Origin of the sequence: Micromonospora sp. WMMD882 (assembly GCF_027497255.1) — a bacterium.
Classification (GTDB): Bacteria; Actinomycetota; Actinomycetes; order Mycobacteriales; family Micromonosporaceae; genus Micromonospora.
Genome location: NZ_CP114903.1, coordinates 1,564,938 through 1,584,376, shown reverse-complemented (window position 1 = coordinate 1,584,376; position 19,439 = coordinate 1,564,938). Strand labels below are relative to the sequence as shown.

Below are 19,439 nucleotides of genomic sequence, written 5' to 3'. Positions count from 1 at the left end.
GGGTGCTGACCCATCCGCTGTTTCCCGCGCAGACCCTGTTCACCGAGGCCGACCTGCACGCCGAGCAACCGCATCCGCTGCTCGACGGCGCGGTCGGGCAACTGCGGTCGGTGGTCGACTGGGCCCGCGAGTACCTCTGCGCGCCCCACCCGGAGCTGGGCCGCAAGGGCCCGGTCTGCCCGTACGCGCAGGGGTCGCTCGACCGCGACATCTTCTACCTGGCGGTGCAGCGGGGCGTCGACATCGACCCGGCCGAGCTGGACGGGGCGTTGGCCGTGCACCGGGACTGGTTCCGTCGGCTGGAGCCGCACGACGGCCCCGCCGCCCAGTTCAAGACGATCCTGCTGACCCTGCCCGACCTGCCCGCCGAGGTGGCCCGGGACGTCGTGGACCGCACCCAGCAGCGCCTCAAGCCCGCCTACACCGAGCAGGGGCTGATGCTCGGCGAGTTCCACGACGGCCCGCCGGCCAAGGGCGGCCTGTGGAACCAGACGTTCCGGCCGTTGCGCAGCCCGGTGCCGATGCTGGTGGTCCGGCACATGGTCGCCAGTGACCTGCCGTTCCTGGCCGACGATCCGGTGACCCTCGCCGGCTATCTGCGGCACTTCGCGCACAGCGGTCCGGCCGCGCTGCGCCGGCAGGTCGCCGTGGCGGCCCGCCGGCACGGCCTGGACCTGCCGGAAGCCGCCGTCGACGTGCCGACCCCGCGCCAGCCCGTCAACCAGGGGGACCGATGACCACCTCGGAAGCGGCGCAGGACAGGCGGGCGCTGCTGGCCCGGCTGCTCGCCGAGCGGGCCCGCGCCCCGCGCCGTCGCCCGGCCTCCTTCGGCCAGCAGCGGCTCTGGTTCCTGGACCGGTTCACCGACGGTGGCGCGGTCTACAACATCCCGGTGGCGTTCCAGGTGCGCGGACCGCTGGACGTGACCGCGCTGCGGACCGCCCTGCGGGCGGTGGTGGCCCGGCACGAGACGCTGCGTACCACCTTCGCCGAGTCCGGTGGGGAGCCGACGCAGGTGGTCCACCCGCCCGGCGAGCCGGACCTGGTCGAGGTGGACCTGACCGGCCGGTCGGCGGCCGACCGGGCCGCCGAGGCGACCCGCCTGGTCCAGGAGTTGGCCGCCCGGCCGTTCGACCTGGCCACCGGGCCGCTGCTGCGGACCCTGGTGGTCCGGACCGGCCCCGACCGGCACCACCTGGCGTTCTGCCTGCACCACATCGTCTCCGACGCCTGGTCGATCGGGGTGCTCTTCGACGAGCTGGCGGCCGGGTACGCGGCGGCGCGGGCCGGCGAGCCGGCGCGGCTGCCCGACCTGCCCACCCAGTACGCCGACTTCGCCGTCTGGCAGCGCGACCGGCTGGCCGGCGACGCCCTGCGCGGGCAGCTCGACCACTGGCGCGAGCACCTGCGCGGGGCCCCGACCCGCCTCACCCTGCCCACCGACCGGCCCCGCCCGACCAACCGCGCGTACCGGGGCGCGGCGCACTACCTCACCCTGCCGGCCGACGTCACCGGCCGGCTGGAGGAGGTCGCCCGGACGGCCGGGGCGACGCTGTTCATGATTCTGCTGGCCGGCTTCCAGGCGGTGCTGTCCCGGCACAGCGGGCAGGACGACATCGTGGTGGGCACCCCGGTCGCCGGCCGCGGCCACCCCGACCTGGAGGGGCTGATCGGGTTCTTCGTGAACACCCTGCCGCTGCGGGTCTCCACCGCCGGGTCACCGTCGCTGCGGGAACTCGTCGGTCGGGTCCGCGAGGCCACCCTGGCCGGGCTCGGCAACGCCGACGTGCCGTTCGAGAAGCTGGTCGAGGAGCTGCGACCGGACCGCAGCCTGGCCCACGCGCCGGTGTTCCAGGCGCAGTTCATCCTCCAGAACGCCCCGTACCAGGGGTTCCGGCTGGCCGGTTGCGCCGCCACCGCGCTGGAGGTGGACAGCGGCAGCGCCAAGTTCGACCTGACCCTGGTCGGCGAGCGGCTCGCCGACGGCGTCCTGCGGCTGGCCTTCGAGTACGACACCGACCTGTTCGACGCCACCACCGTGGACCGGTTCGGCCGGCATCTGGCCACCCTGCTGACCGTGGCCGCCGCCGACCCGGACCGGCCGCTGTCCCGGATTCCGCTGCTCACCGGCGACGAACGCCACCGGGTGCTGGTCGAGTGGAACGACACCGCCCGCCCGGTCCCGCCGGTGGCCACCGTGCGGGAGCTGATCCCCGCCCCTCCGGCCGGGACCGGGCCCCTGGTCACCGGCCCGGACGGGCAGCTCGACCTCGCCGGGCTGCGCCGCCGGGCCGACCGGATCGCCGCCCGGCTGACCGCCGCCGGGGTCACCCCGGACACCCCGGTCGGCGTCTGCCTGGACCGGGGGGTGGAGCTGGTCGCGGCGGTGCTGGGAGTGTGGGCCGCCGCCGCCGGCTACCTGCCGCTGGACCCGGCCCTGCCGGGTGAGCGGCTACGGTTCATGCTCGCCGACTCCGGCGCGTCCGTGCTGTTGACCCGTCGCGCGACGTACGACCGGCTCGGCGGGGCCCTCGACGGCACGGACACCGTCCTGTTCCTCGACGACCTCGACGAACCCGGCGCGGGCGTGGTCGGCGATGCGGAGGCGCCGTCGCCGTCGGTCGCCCCGCACCCGGAGGGCCTGGCCTACCTGATCTACACCTCGGGCTCGACCGGGCGGCCCAAGGGGGTGGCCGTGCCGCACCGCGCGGTGGTCAACCTGGTCGCCGCGCTCGCCGCCGACCTGGACCTCACCCCGGACGACCGGTTCGCCGCGATCACCACGCTGTCGTTCGACATCTCGGTGCTGGAACTGCTGGCCCCGCTGGTCCGGCAGGCCGCGTTGCTGGTCGTCGGCGCGGACGAGGTCGCCGACGGGCCGGCGCTGCGTCGCCGGCTGGCCGGCGAGGGCGTCACCGTCCTGCAGGCCACCCCGGCGACCTGGCGGATGCTGCTGGCCGCCGGCGGCGTGCCGCCCTCGGTGCGGCTGCGGATCTCCGGCGGCGAGGCGTTGCCCCGGGACCTGGCCGACGCGCTGCTCACCGACGGCGCGGCCGTCTGGAACTGCTACGGCCCCACCGAGACCACCGTCTACTCCACGGCGACGCCCGTGCCGCCCGCCCCGGCCCCCGTCGACCTCGGCGGGCCGATCGCCAACACCCGGGTCCACCTGCTCGACGAGGCGTTCCAGCCGGTGCCGGTCGGCGTGGTCGGCGAGCTGTACCTGGGCGGGACGGGCGTGGCCCGCGGCTACCACGGTCGGCCGGCGCTGACCGCCGGGCGGTTCCTGCCCGACCCGTTCTCCGGCCAGCCCGGCGGTCGGCTCTACCGCACCGGCGACCTGGCCCGGCAGCGGCCCGACGGCCGGCTGGAGTACCTGGGCCGGGTCGACCACCAGGTCAAGGTGCGCGGTTTCCGGATCGAGCCGGGGGAGATCGAGGCGGCGTTGCGCGAGCAGCCGGCCGTCGCCGACGCGGTCGTCACCACCTGGACCGGCGCGGACGGCGACACCCGGCTCGTCGGGTACGTGGTGCCGGCCGCCGGGGTCGACCCGGCCACCGTGCCCGAACGGGTCCGGCCCGCCCTGGTCGACCGGCTCCCCGGGTACATGGTCCCGGCGACGGTGACGCCGCTGGCCGCGTTCCCGCTCAACGGCAACGGCAAGGTCGACCGGTCGGCCCTGCCCGCGCCCACCTGGGGTGACCCCCGGGTCGACCGGGTCGCCCCCCGTGACCCGGTCGAGCGGCTGATCGCCGACGTCTGGGCGGAGGTGCTGGACGCCGGGCCGGTCGGCGCGCACGACGACTTCTTCCGGCTCGGCGGGCACTCGCTGCTCGGCACCCGGGCGGTGAGCCGGCTCGGCGCGGCCCTGGAGATGGACGTGCCGGTGCGGCTGCTGTTTCAACATCCGACGGTCGCCACGTTGGCCGCCGCGTTACGCGCCGCCGAGCCCGCTGCCGGCCACGTCGACGCGGTGGCCGCGCTGCGGCAGGAGGTCGCCGGGCTCTCCGAGGACGAGCTGCGCGCGCTGCTGCTGGACGGTGGGTCGTGAGCGTCACCGAACGGGAACGTCTGATCCGGGAGCTCATGGCCCGGCGTGGCCTGAGCGCGGGCGTCCGACCCGGCATTCCCCGGCGGACCCCCGGGGCCCGGGTGCCGCTGTCGCCGATGCAGGAGGGGATGTGGTTCCTGGACCGGCTCGACCCGGGCAGCCCCCTCTACGTGATGACCCAGGCGCTCCGGCTGGGCGGGACGGTGGACCCGGACGCCCTGCAGGCCGCCGTCGACGACCTGGTCGCCACGCACGAGGCCCTGCGGACCCGGTTCGTCGAGCGGGACGGCCAGGTCGAGCAGGAGGTGCTCGCCGCGCCCGCGGTCCGGTGCCGGATCGTGCGGGACGACCTGACCGGCGTGCCGGCCCACGGGCGGGACGCCGCGGTGGCCGCCCTGGTCCGCCAGGAGAGCGAGACCGGCTTCGACCTCGGCCGCGCGCCGCTGCTGCGGGTCCGGTTGGGTCGGCTCGGCCCGACCGACCACCTGCTGGTGGTCGGCGCGCACCACATCGTCGCCGACGAACGCTCCCTCGACCTGGTGCTGACCGCGCTGCTCGACGGCCACCACCGGCGGCGCGCCGGGGTGGCGGCGTCGCCGCCGACGCCGGTCACCCAGTTCCCCGACCATGTGGTCTGGCAACACGACCGGCTGGCCGCCGGGGGCGCCGACCGGGCCCGCGCGTTCTGGGCGGACCGGCTGGCCGACTTCTCCGGGCTGCTCGACCTGCCCACCGACCGGCCCCGTCCGGCCACCCCGACCTACGCCGGCCGCACCCACGGCTTCACCGTCGACGCCGGCCTCACCGCGGCGCTCGACGCGCGGGGCCGGCAGGCCGGCGTCACCCGGTTCCAGCTTCTGCTGGCGGCGCTGACGGCGCTGCTGGCCCGGCTCGCCGACACCGACGACGTCTGTGTCGGCTCCCCGGTGTCATTGCGCGCCGACGCCGCCCAGCAGGAGATCGTCGGCCTGCTCGTGAACAGCCTGCCGTTGCGGACCGACCTGTCCGGCGACCCGACCATGGCCGAGGCGCTGGCCCGCACCCGGGACACCGTGGTGGCGTCGATGGCGCACGCGGAGCTGCCCTTCGAGCGGATCGTGGAGCTCACCAGGGTCCCCCGTGACCTGGGCCGCAACCCGCTGTTCCAGGTGATGCTGGTGCTGAACCAGGCCGACGTCACCGGGTCCCGCGCCGGCCTGGACGTCCGGGCCGTCCCGACGACCCGGGAGACCGCCCGGCTGGACCTCACCGTCGCCCTGGCCACCGGGCCCGACGGCCTGACCGGGGTGGTCGACTACCGCACCGACCTGTTCGACGAGGAGACCGTGGCCCGGTTCGTGGACCGGTTCCGGACGGTCCTGCGGGCCGTGGCCACCGAGCCGGACCGCCGGCTGTCCACCCTCGACCTGGCCGGCCCCGCCGAGCGGCGTGACCTGGCCCGCTGGAACGCCACCGGGCGCGGGTACCCGGGTGGGGTCGGTCTGCACGAGCTGGTCGCCGCGCGTGCCGCGACCGACCCGGACGCGCCCGCGCTGGTCGACGCCAGCCCGGACGCCCCCGCCGGGCCGCCGGTGAGCTACGGCCGGCTCGACGCGGACGCCGCCCGGCTGGCCCGGCGGCTGCGTCAGCTCGGGGTCCGTCCCGACCAGCCGGTCGGCCTCGCCCTGGCCGCCGGTCGCGCCGCCGTCACCGGCGTCCTGGCGATCCTCAAGGCCGGGGGCGGCTACCTGCCGCTGGACCCGGCCCACCCGCCGGCCCGGCTGCGGGCCCTGCTGCGTTCGGCCGGGGTCACCGTCTGCCTCGCCCCCGCCGAGCTGTCGGCCGCCCTGGCCGGCCCCTCCGACGGACCGGACGACCCGCCGTACGACGGCGCCCTGCTGACCGTCGACGGGCACGGCCAACCGGTAGCCGTCGACGGGCCCGGCCGGCCGGTAGCCGCCGTCGGTGGGCCGGGGCCGGTCCACCCCGACCAGCTCGCCTACGTCATCCACACCTCCGGCTCGACCGGCACCCCCAAGGGCGTGGCGGTCAGCCACCGCACCGCCGTCAACCTGGCCCTGGCCTTCGCCGACCTGCACGGCATCGGCCCCGGGGACCGGCTGCTCATGCTGCCGCCGCTCAGCTTCGACGCCTCCGTCGGCGACCTGTTCCCGGCCCTGGTCAGCGGGGCGACCGTGGTGACGCACCGGCAACCGGCGGCGATCACCGGCCCCGCGCTGGCCGAGCTGTGCCGGACCCACCGGCTCACCCTGGTCGACACCGCCGCGCCGCTGTGGGCCCGCTGGGTCGACGACCTGACCGCCGCCGGGACGGTCGACCCCGGCCCGCTGCGGGCCGTGCTGGTCGGCGGCGAAGCCGTCGACGTGGCCACCGTGCGCCGCTGGGCGGGACTTACCGGCGGCCGGGTCACCCTGCACAACCACTACGGGCCCACCGAGGCGACCGTCTGCGCCACCACGTACGCCACGGTGGACGCCGCCGAGCTGCCCGGCCTGCTCCGGCTGCCGATCGGCCGCCCGGTGCCCAACGTGCGGACGCACCTGCTCGACGCCGGGCTGCGGCCGGTGCCGATCGGGCTGCCCGGCGAGGTGTACGTCGGTGGCGTCGCCCCGGCCCGCGGCTACCTCGGCGAGCCCGCCGCGACCGCGGCCCGGTTCGTGCCGGACCCGTTCGGGCCGCCCGGCGGTCGGCTCTACCGCACCGGCGACCTGGCCCGGCACCGCGCCGACGGGACCCTGGAGTTCCTCGGCCGCACCGACCGGCAGGTCAAGATCCGGGGGCACCGGATCGAGATCGGCGAGGTCGAGGTGGCCTGCGCGACGCTGCCCGGGGTGCGCCGGGCCGCGGTGGTGGTCGACCCGGTCGGGCCGCGCCTGGTGGCGTACCTGGTCGGCGACGACGACACGCCGGACGGGCCGGCCGCCCGGGCCGCGCTGCGCCGCCGGCTGCCCGAGCATCTCGTCCCGTCGTCGTTCGTGCGGGTGCCCGAGCTGCCCACCAACCGGCACGGCAAGCTCGACCTGGCCGCCCTGCCCGCTCCGCAGGACGCCGACCGGCCGGCCCACGAGCCGCCGGCCACCCCCACCGAGCGGACCCTGGCCGGCATCTGGGCCGACCTGCTCGACGTCGGCCCGGTCGGCCGCCGGGACAACTTCTTCGACCTGGGCGGGCACTCGCTGCTGGCGGCCACCGTGGTCGGCCGGATCCGGGCCGCCCTCGGCGTGGACCTGCCGCTGCGGGCGCTGTTCGGGGCCACCGACCTGACCGGCCTGGCGGCGATCGTCGACGGCGACGGACCGGACCCCACGGACCAGGCCGACCTGCTGCGCGCCGAGGCCCGCCGCGCCGACGACCTGGTGGTGCCCGGCGGCGGGCCGCCCGCCCCGCCGCGCACGGCGCTGTTCACCGGGGCCACCGGCTTCCTCGGCGCGTACCTGCTCGCCGACTGGCTGACCCACACCCCGGCCACCGTGTGCTGCCTGGTCCGCGCGGACACCCCGGCCGCCGCCGTCGACCGGGTCCGCGCCAACCTGGTCCGGTACGGGCAGTGGCGTCCCGAGTGGGCCGACCGGCTCGTCGGCGTCCCCGGCGACCTCGGCGCGCCCCGGCTCGGGCTGACCGAAGCGGCCTTCACCGAGCTGGGGGCCCGGGTCGACGCGATCGTGCACAACGGCGGACTGGTCGACTTCGTACGGCCGTACCGGGCGCTGCGGCCGGCCAACGTGGACGGCACCCTCGCGGTGCTGCGACTGGCCACCGTGGCGCGGCCCAGCGCGGTGCACTTCGTCTCCACCCTCGGCGTGTTCGTCACCCCGGCGCGCACCGGCGCCCTGGTCCGCGAGGGCGACGTCCCGGACGACTGCGCCGGCCTGCACGACGGCTACAACGCCAGCAAGTGGGTCGCCGACGCGCTGGTCCGCGCCGCCCGGGACCGGGGTCTGCCGGTCAGCGTGCACCGGCCGGCCCGGATCACCGGGGACGCCCGCACCGGCGTCGGCAACCCGGACGACTTCTTCAGCCGGTTCCTCGTCACCTGCGTGCAGCTCGGGGCGGTGCCGGACCTCGACGACCCGGCCGACCTCGCCCCGGTGGACCACGTGGGCGCCGGCATCGGGCACCTCACCCGGGCCGGATCCACCGGCGACCACCACTACTACAACAACCGCACCATCGGCTACCCGGCGCTGGCCGAGGCGCTGACCAGCTTCGGCTACCCGGTGGAGCTGACGACGTACCCGCGCTGGCGGGCCGCGCTGCTGGCCCGGCCGGACGCCGCCCTGGCCGGGTTCACCCCGCTGTTCGGCGCGGCGACCCCGGTCCGCGTGCAGCCCGACTTCGACTGCTCCGGCACCGAGTCGACGCTCGCCGCCGCCGGCATCGTCTGTCCGCCCGCCGACGAGAAGCTGCTGCACACCTACCTGGCGGGGTTCGTGACCGCCGGTCTGCTCGATCCGCCGCCCGGGAGGGCCCATGGTTGACCGTCCGGTGCCCGCCGCCCGCTGGATCGCCATCTGGTTGGCGCAGCTCGTCTCGCTGATCGGGTCGAGCCTCACCGGGTTCGTCCTCGGGGTCTGGGTCTACCAGCGGACCGGCTCGGTCACCCAGTTCTCGATGATCTTCCTCGCCGCGACGCTCCCGGCGGTGCTGGTCGCCCCGTTCGCCGGGGCGCTCGCCGACCGCCGGGACCGCCGCCGGCTCATGCTGGCCAGCGACACCCTCGCCGCCGTGGGCACCGCCGCGCTGGCCGCCCTGGTCGCCGCCGACGCGCTCGCCGTGTGGCACATCTACCTGGCCACCGCGCTCAGCGCCGCCGCGTCCACCGTGCACCAGGTCGCCTACCAGGCGATGACCCCGGCGCTGGTCGGCAAGCGGCACCTCGGCCGGTTCAACGGGCTGATGCAGGTCTCCCGGGCGGTGCAGATCGCCGCGCCGCTGGTGGCCGGGGTGCTGGTGGTGACCATCGGCATCGGTGGCGTGATGGCCGTCGACCTGGTCACCTTCGTGGTCGCCGCCGGCACGCTGCTGCTGGTCCGGCTGCCCGCCGGGGTGACCCGACCGGCCGGGTCGGGCCCCGCCGAACCGGTGCTGCGCGGGGCCGCCGACGGCTGGCGGCACCTGCGGGAACGCCCCGGCCTGCTCCAGCTCATGGTGGTCTTCGGCGGGTACAACTTCCTGTTCGGCATCGCCGGGGTCCTGGTCCAGCCGCTGATCCTCTCGTTCGCCACGGCGGACACCCTCGGGGTGCTGATGTTCGCCGGCGGCGCGGGCCTGTTCGCCGGCAGCCTGGTGATGGGCGCCTGGGGCGGGCCGCCCCGGCGGATCGCCGCCGTCTGCGGCGGGCTCGCCGCCGGGGGAGCGGCCCTGGTGCTGCACGCCGCAGCCCCGTCCGCCTGGCTGATCGGGGTGGTCGCCCCGCTGTTCCTGTTCACCCTGCCGATCGTGAACAGCTCCACCATGACGCTCATCCAGACCAAGACCGAGCCGTCCGTGCTGGGCCGGGTGCTCGCCACCGCCCGGGTGGTCGGCGACGCCAGCGTGCCCCTGGCGTACGTGCTGGCCGGGCCGCTTGCCGACGGGATCTTCGAGCCGCTGCTGCGCCCCGACGGTCCGCTCGCCGACTCGGTCGGCGCGGTGATCGGCACCGGGGAGGGCCGGGGCATCGCCCTGGTGTTCGCGGTCACCGGGACGCTGATGGTGCTGCTCGCGGCCACCGCGTGGGCGCGTCCGGTGCTGCGCGGCGTCGACGACCTGCCCGACGCGATCCCCGCCGCGCCCGCCGCGCCCGCGCCCGACCCGCAGCCGTCCGACGTGGACGGCGCCGTGCCCACCAACCGCTGACCCCGTACGAAGGAGCCACTGTCATGCCGGTGCCGTTGAGCCCGGACGAGGCGAAAGCCTTCCTCGACTCCGACGCGGCCCCCGCCGCGTACCTGGACCTGCTCGACGCGGTCTCCTTCCGGGCCGTCGGCGCCGCCCTGCGGCTGGGCGTGTTCGAGGCGCTGGCCGACGGCCCGCTGCCGGTCGACCAGCTCGCCGCCCGTACCGGCGGCGACCCGCTGGGGCTGCGGATCCTGCTCGACGCGCTGGTCGGGTTCGGCTATCTGACCAGCGCCGACGGGGCCTGGGCCAACAGCGCCAACACGTCCCGCTGGTTGCTGCGGGCCGTCCCGGACAGTTTCGCCCCGGCGCTGTCCTTCTGGTCCGCGCTGCTCACCCACTGGTGGCAGGACCTGGAGGCGTCGATCCGCGCCGGTGGCCCCACCGGCGACTTCTACGCCTGGCTGGAGCAGCGGCCGGACGTCCTCGCCGACTTCCAGACCATGCTCCGCCGGCTCGCCGCCGTGCTCGGCGAGGAGATCGTCGAGCTGCTGCCGGTGCCCGCGGGGGCCCGCAGCCTGCTCGACGTCGGCGGCGGGCACGCCGGCTACCCGGTCGCGTTCCTCACCGCCCATCCCCAGCTCCGGGCCACCGTCGTGGACCTGGCGGGGGCCCTGGCCCAGGGCGCGGAGACCGTCGCCGCCGCCGGGCTCACCGACCGGGTGGAGCTGCGCGCCGGCGACCTCTTCACCGCCGACCTCGGCGCCGGCCACGACCTGGTGCTGCTGTTCAACATCGTGCACGGCTACCAGCGCGAGCAGACGTTGACCCTGCTGCGCCGGGCCGCCGCCGCGCTGCGTCCCGGCGGTCGGGTCGCCCTGCTGGAGCCGCTCGCCGAGGCGCCCGACCGGCCGGCCGGGCCGGGGGAGGCGTTCGTCCGGATGTTCAGCCTGAACCTGTTCCACACCCAGGGCGGTCGCGCGTACGGCTACCACGAGCTGGTCGACCTGCTGCGCCTGGCCGGCTTCACCGACGTACGTCAGCGACTGCTCACCCGTTCGGACACTGACCATCTGGTGACCGCGGTGCTGGCCGGCTGATGCCCGAGGCGCATCTGGTCGAGCTCGACGGCGGCTGGGGTCTGTGGCGGTGGTTCGTCGTCCGGGCCGCCGGTTTCCCTGTCGACCTGCTCGCCCCGCTGGCCGACCCCGAGCTGGCCGCCCTCGCCGACGCGGTCCACGCCGGCGGCCCCGGCGCCGGCCCTGAAGGCGGCGGCGTTGATCCCGACGGCGCGGAACGGCTCGCGCGGTACCTGGCGCGGTTCCGGGTGGCCGAACGGACCCTGGCCCGGGCCCTGCGCGACGCCGCCGCCGACCCCCGGATCCGGGAGGCCGTCGCCTGGCAGAACCCGACCGCGCTGACCACCGGCTTCGACACCCTGTTGCGCCGCGACCCGGAGACCGTGGCCCGCACCGGCCGACACCGCAAGACCGAGGCGCTGGTCACCAGCTACCTGCACCGGTACTGCGCGAAGAACGACACGATCGGCTTCTTCGGCCCGCTGCGCTGGGCCCGGATCGACCCGGCACAGACCGAGCCGATCCGGACCGTCCACGACGGCACGCCCGGTGAACGCGTCCTCCACCTGGAAGGGTGGGCGCTGGCGGCGCTCGGCCGGGCGCTCGCCCCGCCGCTGCGGCCGTGGCTGACGCCCCGGCTGCTGCCCCTGCTCGACGTGGACGGCGACACCCTGCGGGCCCCGTCGGCCGAGCCGACACCGCTGGAGCCGACGCAGGCGGCCGTGCTGCGGGCGTTGCGCCCGGACCGCACCGCCCGGCAGGTCGTCGCGGCGGTCCGCGCCGACCCGGCCGCCCCGACCACCGACCCGGCGCGGATCCACGCCGCCCTGGCCCGGCTGCACGCCGACGGGCGGATCGCGTGGACCCTGGAGGCCCCCGCGGACGACCTGCGCGCCGCCGACACGATGCGGACCGTGGTGGACCGGGTCGACGATCCCGCCGTACGCGGACCGGCGCTGGCCGCCTTCGACCGGCTCGCCGCGGCGACGGACACCGTGCTGGCCGCCCGGGGCGACGCGACGAAGGTCCGTGACGCCCTGGCCACGTTGGGCGCGACCTTCACGGAGCTGACCGGCGCGGCTCCGCAGCGGGCGGCGGGGCAGCTCTACGCCGGCCGTACCCTGGTCTTCGAGGAGTGCCGGCGGCCGGACACGCTGCGCATCGGCCCGGCGGCGCTGGACGCGCTGCGGGCCCCGCTGGCCCTGCTGCTGGACAGCGCCCGCTGGTACACCGCCGCCGGGGCGGCCCTCTACCGGCGGGCGTTGCGCGGGGTCTTCGACCAGCTCGCCGCCGGCCGCCCGACCGGGCCGGTGCCGCTGGCCGAGCTGTGGCTGGCCGCCCGGGGCCTGCTGATCGACGACCCGGGGCCGGTGGTCCGTCCGCTCACCCGGGCGCTGCGCCTGCGCTGGGAACGTCTCCTCGCGCTGCCCGGGGAGAGCCGGCGGGTGTGGCGCGGCGCGGCCGACCTGCGCGACGGCGTCGCCGCGGTGTTCCCGGCCGGCCCGCCCGGCTGGGCCAGCGCGGTCCAGCACAGCCCCGACCTGATGATCGCCGCGCCGGACCTGACGGCCGTCGCCGCCGGGGACGTCGACTGGGTGCTCGGTGAGCTGCACCCCGGCTACCACACCATGCGGTACGCGAGTTGGGTCGACTGCCACCCGGCGCCCGACGAGCTGGCCCGGGCGATGACGGCCGACCTGCCCGACGGGGTGGTCCGGCTCGCCGCCACCGACGGGCAGGGCGGCAGCGCCACCAGGTTCTCCCCCCGGCTGCTCGGCCCGGCCGACCGGCGGCTGGTGGTCGCGCCGGACACCTGCGGCCACGACCCCGACCGGGATCTGGTCCTGGGCGGCTGCGACGTGCTCGACCGGGATGGCCGGCTGGTCGTCCGGCAGCGCCGTGACGGGACCTGCCACGACCTGCTGGAGGTGCTGGCCGACCTGGTCGCGGCGAACCTGATGCCGCACTTCCGGCTGCTCTCCCCGGCGCCGCACCGCCCCCGGGTGACCATCGACCGGCTGGTGGTCAGCCGGGAGTCGTGGACCTTCCCCGCCGCCGGCCTGGACTTCGCCGGCGACCCGGACGAGGCCGGTCGGTTCCTGCGGATCCGGGCCTGGCTGCGCCGTCACGGGCTGCCCCGGCACGTCTTCGTCCGCGCCGACGGGGAACGGAAACCGGTGCACGTCGACCTGGACAGTCTGGCGTCGGCGGAGGTGCTGTGCCGCGCGGTCCGCCGGGCGACGCGGGTGGCCGGGCCGGACGCCCGGCTGACCGTCACCGAGATGCTGCCCGGCCCGGACCAGCTCTGGCTCACCGACCGGGCGGGTCGCCGGCACAGCGCCGAGTTGCGCTTCGTCGCCGCCCCGACGGGTCGCCCCGACTGACTCAGGGCTTACGGGCGACGGCCCCGTACTGCGGCACCGACGGGGCGTCCGGGTTGGTCGGCCGCCACCGCGAACAGGACACCAGTCCCGGCTCGACCAGCTCCAGCCCGGTGAGGAACCCGGCGATCTCCGCCCCCGTGCGGGCCCGGATCGGCGGGGCGGCGTGCGCGTTCCAGAACTCCATCGCCGCCATGTTCGCCTCGCCGTCCAGCTCCAGGGTGGGATGGGTGACGGCCAGGTAGCTGCCCGACGGCGCCGCGTCCATCAGCCGGCGCACTATCGCGTACGCCTCGTCGGTGTCCAGCACGAAGTTGAGGATGCCGAGCATCATGACCGCGACGGGCCGGTCGAGGTCGAGGGTCTCGGCGGCGGCGGCCAGGATCGTCTCCGGCTGGTGCACGTCCGCCTCGACGTAGCGGGTCACGCCCTCGGGCCGGCTGGTCAGCAGCGCCCGGGCGTGCACCAGCACCATGGGGTCGTTGTCGACGTAGACGATCCGGGACTCGGGCGCGATCGCCTGGGCGAGGTCGTGGGTGTTGTCGGCGGTCGGCAGCCCGGTGCCCACGTCGAGGAACTGGCGGACGCCGGCGTCGCCGGCCAGGAAGCCGATCGCCCGGGCCAGGAACCGCCGGTCGGCGCGGGCCACCTCACCGATCACCGGGAACATCTGGCGGACGTGGTCGCCGACCCGGCGGTCGGCGTCGAAGTTGTCCTTGCCGCCCAGCCAGTGGTTCCACACCCGGGCGTTGTGCGCCACCGAACTGTCGACCCGGGGCTGGGCGACCGGCCCCGGCTCGGCGTGGTGCCCGGTCTGTGTCACTGACGACTCCCTGTCGGCGATCGATGATACCGCTCCCAGGGTAACCAGAGACGATCTCCGGGCCCGGCACCGCCCGGCCGCGTAGCGACGAAATCCCTGCTCCGCGTCACACCTATCCGCTGCCCGGGCGTGTCGCCCGGCCCGGAGCGGACTTGACCACGTCGTTGATGTCAAGCATCCTTTACCTGACAAGCTTGCTTGACATCAGGGGGTTCGTGCGGAACGACCTGCGTGAGCTCCGGTTGGCCGCCGGCCTCTCCCAGCGTGAGCTGGCCCAGGCGCTGGCGGTCTCCCGCCAGACGATCAACTCGATCGAGACCGGACGCTACGACCCGTCCCTGTCGCTGGCGATCGCCATCGCCCGGCACTTCCACCGCGCCGTCGAGGAGATCTTCCATGTCGACTGATTCACGAAACCCCCTGCGTAGGCCGCTGGTGCTCGGCAGCATGCTGACGGTCCTGGCGCTGCTGGTCGCCGTCGGCCTGCTGCTGAGGGAACACGCGCCCGGCGACATGGGGGTGGGTTTCCTCCAGGGAGCGGCGGTCGGCCTGCTCGGCGTCCTGGTCGTGGCGTGGCGGCTGAGCAGACGACCGGAGCGGACGACCGTGTTCGAGCGGGCCTGGACCCAGACCGGGGACGAACGCGACGACGCCGTGCTCACCCGGGCCCTGGCCGTGCTGGGGCTCGCCGCCCTCCCGCTCACCGGGGCGGCGGCGATCACCATCGGCCTCGGCGTCGCCGCCCAGATGGTGATCGGGCTGCTGCTCCTGGCGGAGCTCCTGGTGGGGGCGTCCGCGTTCGCGGTGATCAACCGCCGGAGCTGAGCGCCGGCCGGTCAGCCGGCCAGCAGGCGTACGGCGGCGAAACCCAGCCACGCCGCGGCGAGCCCGGCGCCCACGCTGAGCGTCACGTTGGCCAGCGCGGCGCGCCGCGCCCGGCCCCGGGCCAGCCGCAGCGTCTCGTAGCCGAAGGTGGAGTAGGTGGTCAGCGCGCCGCAGAAGCCGGTGCCGACCAGCGCGGTCACCGCCGGATCGACCGGTACGGCGACGAGCGCGCCGAGCAGCAGCGATCCGGTCACGTTGACGGTGAGCGTCCCCCACGGGAAGGCCGGGCCGAGCCGGGCCTGCACGGCCCGGTCGGTGAGGTAGCGCAGCGGAGCGCCGACCGCCGCGCCCAACGCGACCAGCAGGATGGTCACCGGTCCACCCCACGCCGGTCCAGCAGCCAGTCGGTGGCCGCCTCCCCGGCCCGGGCCGCCGCCAGCGCGGCGACGAGCGTGCCGGTCAGGTAGGCCAGCGCGACGGCCGGGGCGCCGGCCCGGACCGCCTGCTGCGCCTCCACCGCGTACGCGGAGAAGGTGGTGAAACCGCCCAGCGCCCCGACCGCGAGGAACGGGCGCAGCAACCATCGGCCGCCCCAGACCCGGGTGAGCAGCACCATCAGCGCGCCGATCAGCAGGCAGCCGAGCGCGTTCACCCCGAACGTCGCCCACGGGAAACCGGTGGGCCGGTGCGGCACGGCGGCCTGCGCCCCGGCCCGGGCCAGCGCGCCGAGCATGCCACCGGCGGCGATCGCCCCGAGCGTGGCCGCCGGGCGGGCGCGCAGCTCGACCCGGTCGGCGGGTCGGCGCAGGTCGACGTCCGGGTCGGTCCGCGGACCGTCGGCCATGGCTCCTCCCCGGGTACGCGGCGCCGGGCGCGACCTGGGCGGCCGGCCGGCTGCCCGATGATCAGCATATCCACCCGTTGACTTCAACTCCGCTTCACCTCCGAGACTCGACCGGCGTCGAGGACGAGGAGGCGGCATGCGCGTGATCGAGGTGTCCAGGTTCGGGGGGCCGGAGGTGCTGGTCCCGGTCGACGTGCCGGAGCCCGTGCCCGGCCCGGGCGAGGTGGTGGTCGACGTGGCCGTGGCGGACGTGCTGTGGGCGGAGACCATGATCCGGGCCGGGCACGGTGGCCGGTACTTCCCGGTCCAGCCGCCGTACCGGCCGGGTCCGGGGGTGGCGGGCCGGGTCGGCGCGCTCGGGCCGGGCGTCGACCCGGCCTGGCGCGGCCGTCGGGTGGCCGCCCGCACCGGCCAGTACGGCGGGTACGCCGAACGCGTCGCCGTCCCGGTCGCCGCCCTGACGCCGGTGCCCGACGGGGTCGCCACCGCCGACGCGGCGGCCCTGCTGCACGACGGGACCACCACCTTCGGGGTGCTCGACCGGTTGCCGGTCCGGGCCGGTGACCGGGTGCTGGTCACCGCGGCCGGCGGTGGCATGGGGGTGCTGCTCGTGCAGTGCGCCCACGCCGCCGGGGCGACGGTGGTCGCCGCCGCCCGGGGCGCGGCGAAACTGGACCGGCTCCGTCGGCTCGGCGCCGACCACGTCGTCGACTACGCCACGCCGGACTGGACGGACCAGGTGCGCGCCGTCGTCGGCGGACTCGACGTGCTGTTCGACGGCGCCGGCGGCGACTACGGGCGGGCCGCCCTCGACCTGCTGGAGCCGGGTGGCCGACTCTCCGCCCACGGCACCCCGGCCGGTTCGTTCGCGGCGCCCGACCCCGGCTGGGCCGCCGACCGGGCGATCACCGTGATCGGCATCGACGACCTCCGGTTTCCGCCGGAGTCGGCGCGGACCCACCTGACCCGGGCCCTGGCCGCCGCGGCGGCCGGCCGGCTCAGCCCGGTGATCGGGCAGACCTTCCCGCTGGACCGGGCCGCCGACGCCCACCGCGCGATCGAGGCGCGTGCCGTGTTCGGCAAGACCCTGCTGGTCGTCGGCGCGCCGGCCCCCGGCCCGGACCGGGACGGCGCAGGATGACCGGATGAGGCAGATCGTGCTGTTCCACTCGGTGTACGGGCTGCGTCCGGCGGTGCTGGCCGCCGCCGACCTGCTGCGCGCCGCCGGTCACCGGGTGGTCACCCCGGACCTGTACGGCGTGCCGCCGGTCGGGACCGTCGAGGAGGGCTTCGCGCTGCTGGACCGGATCGGTCTGGACACCGTCCTGGAGCGGGCCCGGGCGGCGGCGCGTGACCTGCCCGCCGACACGGTGCTGGCCGGTCTGTCGATGGGCGCCGGGGTGGCCGGGGCGCTGCTGGCCGAGCGCCCCGCCGCCGCCGGCCTGCTGCTCCTGCACGGCACCGGCGGCACGCCCGAGGCGGTCCGGGTCGGCCTGCCGGTGCGCCTGCACATCGCCGACCCCGACCCGTACGACCCGCCCGACGAGGTGACCGCCTGGCAGCGGCGACTGACCTCGGCCGGCGCCCGGGTCGAGGTGTGCCGCTATCCGGGCGTCGCCCACCTCTTCACCGACCCGGACCTGCCGGAGCACGCGCCGGCCGAGACCGCGCTGCTCTGGCGACGGGTCCGGGAGTCGCTGCCGCTGACCCCCGCCTCCGGCTGACCAGGTCCGCCCGTCCTCCCCTCCGCCGACGGGCGGACCTGGTCGTCGCGCCGCTCGGTCAGGCCGCCGCCGCGACGACCAGCCGGGGCACGGTCGGTGGGGCCGTGGCGCCGGCCAGCCGGGCGGGCCGGCCGGCGTCCGCCCGGGAGACGGACTCGGCGCGGCGGTGGAACTCCGCCCGCACCGTGCGGGGCAGCCGCTCGTACGCGACCCGGGCCAGCGTCCGGTCGGCGAGGTCGTAGCACTGCCGGGCGGAACGCCAGACCAGCAGGCCCCGCCCGACCAGCTCCCGCAGCGTCGACGGCAGCGTCTCCGCCGGCACGTCGAGCAGGCGCGCGAGATCCTCGGCGGAGAACCCCGGCCCGAACGCCGCGCCGGCCATCAGCACGGCCCGGCCGACGCCGTCGAGCCGGTCGAGCCGGGCGGCGGCCCAGCGGTGGACCTCCTCCGGCACCGGCGGCTCGCCCGCCTCGGGCCAGCCGTCGGCCGCCCGCCCGGCGTAGGCACGGGCGTAGCCGGGGTTGCCACCGACCAGCGGCAGCAGCCGGGCAACCTGCTCGGCGCTGCCGTCGCCGAGCAGGTGCCGCAGCAGGCGGCCGGTGTCGACGGCGCCCAACGGCGCGACGGTGACCCGGTGGCGGCGGTTCGCGGCGCCGAGCGGGATCAGGTCGGCCCCGTCCGGGTGGTGGGTGACCAGGACGACCAGCGGCAGCCGCCGGGCGGTCGCGGCGGCGTGCAGCCGGTGCAGGAACCGGCTCACCTCGGGCCCGGCCCGGTCCACGTCGTCCACCGCGACCACCACCGGCTGCCGGCTGGCGAGGCCGAGCAGGACCTCCAGCCCCCGCTGGAGCCCCTGACCGGCGGGGTCCTCGCCTCCGGTGAGCAGCGTGTCCAGCGCCGCCACGGTCGCCGTCAGCAGACCCGCCGGCACCAGCGGAGCGCACGCGTCGGCCAGCCGTCGCCGAGCCGTGTCCGGGGTGTCCTCGGTGGTGATGCCGGCGACGTGCCGCACCAGGCCGGCGACCGGGGCCAGCGGAGCCTCCGGGCCGGGCGGGCACTGCGTCCGGCACCAGCGCACCGATAGGCCGTCGACCCGCCGTACCGCCCGGGTCGTCTCGGCGAGCAGCCGGGTCCGGCCGATGCCGTCCGGCCCGACCAGCGTCAGCCAGCCCGGGGCCCGGCCCCTGATCGCCCGCACCAGGTGGTCGCGGATGGTGGCCAGCTCCCGCCGCCGGCCGATCAGCGGCGGCTCCCCACCGGCCGGGCGGGTCGGCGCGTCCACCCCGGCCTGCCAGAGGTCGGTCGGCAGGTCCTTGCCCGCCATCGTCACCGCGGGCAGGCGTCGGTAGCCGACCAGGTCGGCGGTGGCCCGCCGGGTGGCCGCGCAGACCACGACCGCGCCGTGCGGGGCGTGCTCCTGGAGGCGGGCCGCCAGGGTGACCACCGCGCCACTGACCGCCGCGTGCCCGCCGTCGTGGACGGCGGCCAGGTCGACCAGGGCCTCGCCGGTGGCGACCCCGACCCGGATCCGCACCGCGACGCCGCCGGCGAGGAGCCGGCGGTCCAGCGTCCGCTGGATCTCCAGCCCCGCGCGCACCGCCCGGTACGCGTCGAAGCCGTCGGAGTCCGTCCCGCCGAACAGGGCCATGACGGCGTCCCCGATGTACTTTTCGACCACCCCGTTCCACCGGCGCAGCACTGTCGCGATGGTGTCGAAGTAGTCCCGTTGCAGGGCCCGGACGTCCTCCGGGTCGAGCCGGTCGACCAGCCTGGTCGAGCCGACGATGTCGGCGAAGAGGACGCTGACCGTGCGGCGTTCCTCCGGCACCGGCCATCGTGGCTCCACGATCATCGTCGGTGCTGCCTGCTGGGTGACTGTGCTGAGAGGCATCGCG

At 76.5% G+C, this 19,439-nt stretch carries 14 protein-coding genes; 10 read left to right on the top strand and 4 right to left on the bottom strand.

The annotated features are described in order from the left end of the window. Window positions 1–2: 2 nt before the first annotated feature. Genes O7606_RS06065 through O7606_RS06040 form a run of 6 tightly spaced genes read left to right on the top strand, consistent with a single transcriptional unit; the run spans window position 3 to window position 13,331 of the window. Complete coding sequence (locus O7606_RS06065; RefSeq protein ID WP_281599513.1) at window positions 3–737, top strand: DUF6875 domain-containing protein; 735 nt, start codon at window positions 3–5, stop codon at window positions 735–737. Further along, complete coding sequence (locus O7606_RS06060; RefSeq protein WP_281598076.1) at window positions 734–4,051, top strand: amino acid adenylation domain-containing protein; 3,318 nt, start codon at window positions 734–736, stop codon at window positions 4,049–4,051. The genes O7606_RS06065 and O7606_RS06060 overlap by 4 nt, the downstream gene beginning before the upstream one ends. Next, the gene (locus O7606_RS06055; RefSeq protein WP_281598075.1) at window positions 4,048–8,529 is read left to right on the top strand and encodes an amino acid adenylation domain-containing protein; all 4,482 of its coding nucleotides are present in this window, start codon (window positions 4,048–4,050) and stop codon (window positions 8,527–8,529) included. The genes O7606_RS06060 and O7606_RS06055 overlap by 4 nt, the downstream gene beginning before the upstream one ends. Then, a complete protein-coding gene (locus O7606_RS06050) occupies window positions 8,522–9,889 on the top strand; it encodes an MFS transporter (protein ID WP_281598074.1) in 1,368 nt (455 codons plus the stop codon). Before O7606_RS06055 ends, O7606_RS06050 begins: the two co-directional genes overlap by 8 nt. 23 nt (window positions 9,890–9,912) lie before the next feature. Continuing rightward, complete coding sequence (locus O7606_RS06045) at window positions 9,913–10,968, top strand: methyltransferase (RefSeq protein WP_281598073.1); 1,056 nt, start codon at window positions 9,913–9,915, stop codon at window positions 10,966–10,968. Next, a complete protein-coding gene (locus tag O7606_RS06040) occupies window positions 10,968–13,331 on the top strand; it encodes a lantibiotic dehydratase (protein WP_281598072.1) in 2,364 nt (787 codons plus the stop codon). Before O7606_RS06045 ends, O7606_RS06040 begins: the two co-directional genes overlap by 1 nt. 1 nt (window position 13,332) lies before the next feature. Here the strand turns inward: O7606_RS06040 and O7606_RS06035 are convergent, their stop codons facing one another. Continuing rightward, window positions 13,333–14,151 (bottom strand): SAM-dependent methyltransferase, encoded by an 819-nt coding sequence (locus tag O7606_RS06035; protein WP_281598071.1) that lies wholly within the window; start codon window positions 14,149–14,151, stop codon window positions 13,333–13,335. Window positions 14,152–14,366: 215 nt separating this feature from the next. Here O7606_RS06035 and O7606_RS06030 point away from each other — a divergent pair, with 215 nt between their 5' ends. Then, window positions 14,367–14,558, top strand: coding sequence for a helix-turn-helix transcriptional regulator (locus O7606_RS06030; protein ID WP_281598070.1), 192 nt, complete (start codon window positions 14,367–14,369; stop codon window positions 14,556–14,558). After that, the gene (locus tag O7606_RS06025; protein WP_281598069.1) at window positions 14,548–14,976 is read left to right on the top strand and encodes a hypothetical protein; all 429 of its coding nucleotides are present in this window, start codon (window positions 14,548–14,550) and stop codon (window positions 14,974–14,976) included. Before O7606_RS06030 ends, O7606_RS06025 begins: the two co-directional genes overlap by 11 nt. A gap of 11 nt (window positions 14,977–14,987) precedes the next feature. Here O7606_RS06025 and crcB read toward each other — a convergent pair whose 3' ends face one another. Both crcB and O7606_RS06015 read right to left on the bottom strand, forming a co-directional pair. Beyond that, window positions 14,988–15,350, bottom strand: a complete 363-nt coding sequence (gene crcB / locus O7606_RS06020) for a fluoride efflux transporter CrcB (protein WP_281598068.1) — start codon at window positions 15,348–15,350, stop codon at window positions 14,988–14,990. Next, entirely contained in the window at window positions 15,347–15,820 is a 474-nt protein-coding gene (locus O7606_RS06015; RefSeq protein ID WP_281598067.1) for a CrcB family protein, read from the bottom strand. Before O7606_RS06015 ends, crcB begins: the two co-directional genes overlap by 4 nt. A gap of 136 nt (window positions 15,821–15,956) precedes the next feature. Here O7606_RS06015 and O7606_RS06010 point away from each other — a divergent pair, with 136 nt between their 5' ends. Both O7606_RS06010 and O7606_RS06005 read left to right on the top strand, forming a co-directional pair. Beyond that, window positions 15,957–16,961, top strand: coding sequence for a zinc-binding dehydrogenase (locus tag O7606_RS06010; protein WP_281598066.1), 1,005 nt, complete (start codon window positions 15,957–15,959; stop codon window positions 16,959–16,961). A gap of 4 nt (window positions 16,962–16,965) precedes the next feature. Further along, window positions 16,966–17,544, top strand: a complete 579-nt coding sequence (locus O7606_RS06005; RefSeq protein WP_281598065.1) for a dienelactone hydrolase family protein — start codon at window positions 16,966–16,968, stop codon at window positions 17,542–17,544. Between the two features lie 58 nt (window positions 17,545–17,602). On the opposite strand, the gene O7606_RS06000 is transcribed toward O7606_RS06005, so the two are convergent. After that, window positions 17,603–19,435 (bottom strand): adenylate/guanylate cyclase domain-containing protein, encoded by a 1,833-nt coding sequence (locus tag O7606_RS06000; RefSeq protein WP_281598064.1) that lies wholly within the window; start codon window positions 19,433–19,435, stop codon window positions 17,603–17,605. Between the last annotated feature and the right edge of the window lie 4 nt (window positions 19,436–19,439).

What these genes read in the sequence shown, in the direction of transcription:
- O7606_RS06060 (WP_281598076.1), top strand. Translation starts at nt 734, where the DNA reads ATGACCACCTCGGAAGCGGCGCAGGACAGGCGGGCGCTGCTGGCCCGG.
- O7606_RS06050 (WP_281598074.1), top strand. Translation starts at nt 8,522, where the DNA reads ATGGTTGACCGTCCGGTGCCCGCCGCCCGCTGGATCGCCATCTGGTTG.
- O7606_RS06045 (WP_281598073.1), top strand. Translation starts at nt 9,913, where the DNA reads ATGCCGGTGCCGTTGAGCCCGGACGAGGCGAAAGCCTTCCTCGACTCC.
- O7606_RS06040 (WP_281598072.1), top strand. Translation starts at nt 10,968, where the DNA reads ATGCCCGAGGCGCATCTGGTCGAGCTCGACGGCGGCTGGGGTCTGTGG.
- O7606_RS06025 (WP_281598069.1), top strand. Translation starts at nt 14,548, where the DNA reads ATGTCGACTGATTCACGAAACCCCCTGCGTAGGCCGCTGGTGCTCGGC.
- O7606_RS06015 (WP_281598067.1), bottom strand. Translation starts at nt 15,820, where the DNA reads ATGGCCGACGGTCCGCGGACCGACCCGGACGTCGACCTGCGCCGACCC.
- O7606_RS06010 (WP_281598066.1), top strand. Translation starts at nt 15,957, where the DNA reads ATGCGCGTGATCGAGGTGTCCAGGTTCGGGGGGCCGGAGGTGCTGGTC.
- O7606_RS06005 (WP_281598065.1), top strand. Translation starts at nt 16,966, where the DNA reads ATGAGGCAGATCGTGCTGTTCCACTCGGTGTACGGGCTGCGTCCGGCG.
- O7606_RS06000 (WP_281598064.1), bottom strand. Translation starts at nt 19,435, where the DNA reads ATGCCTCTCAGCACAGTCACCCAGCAGGCAGCACCGACGATGATCGTG.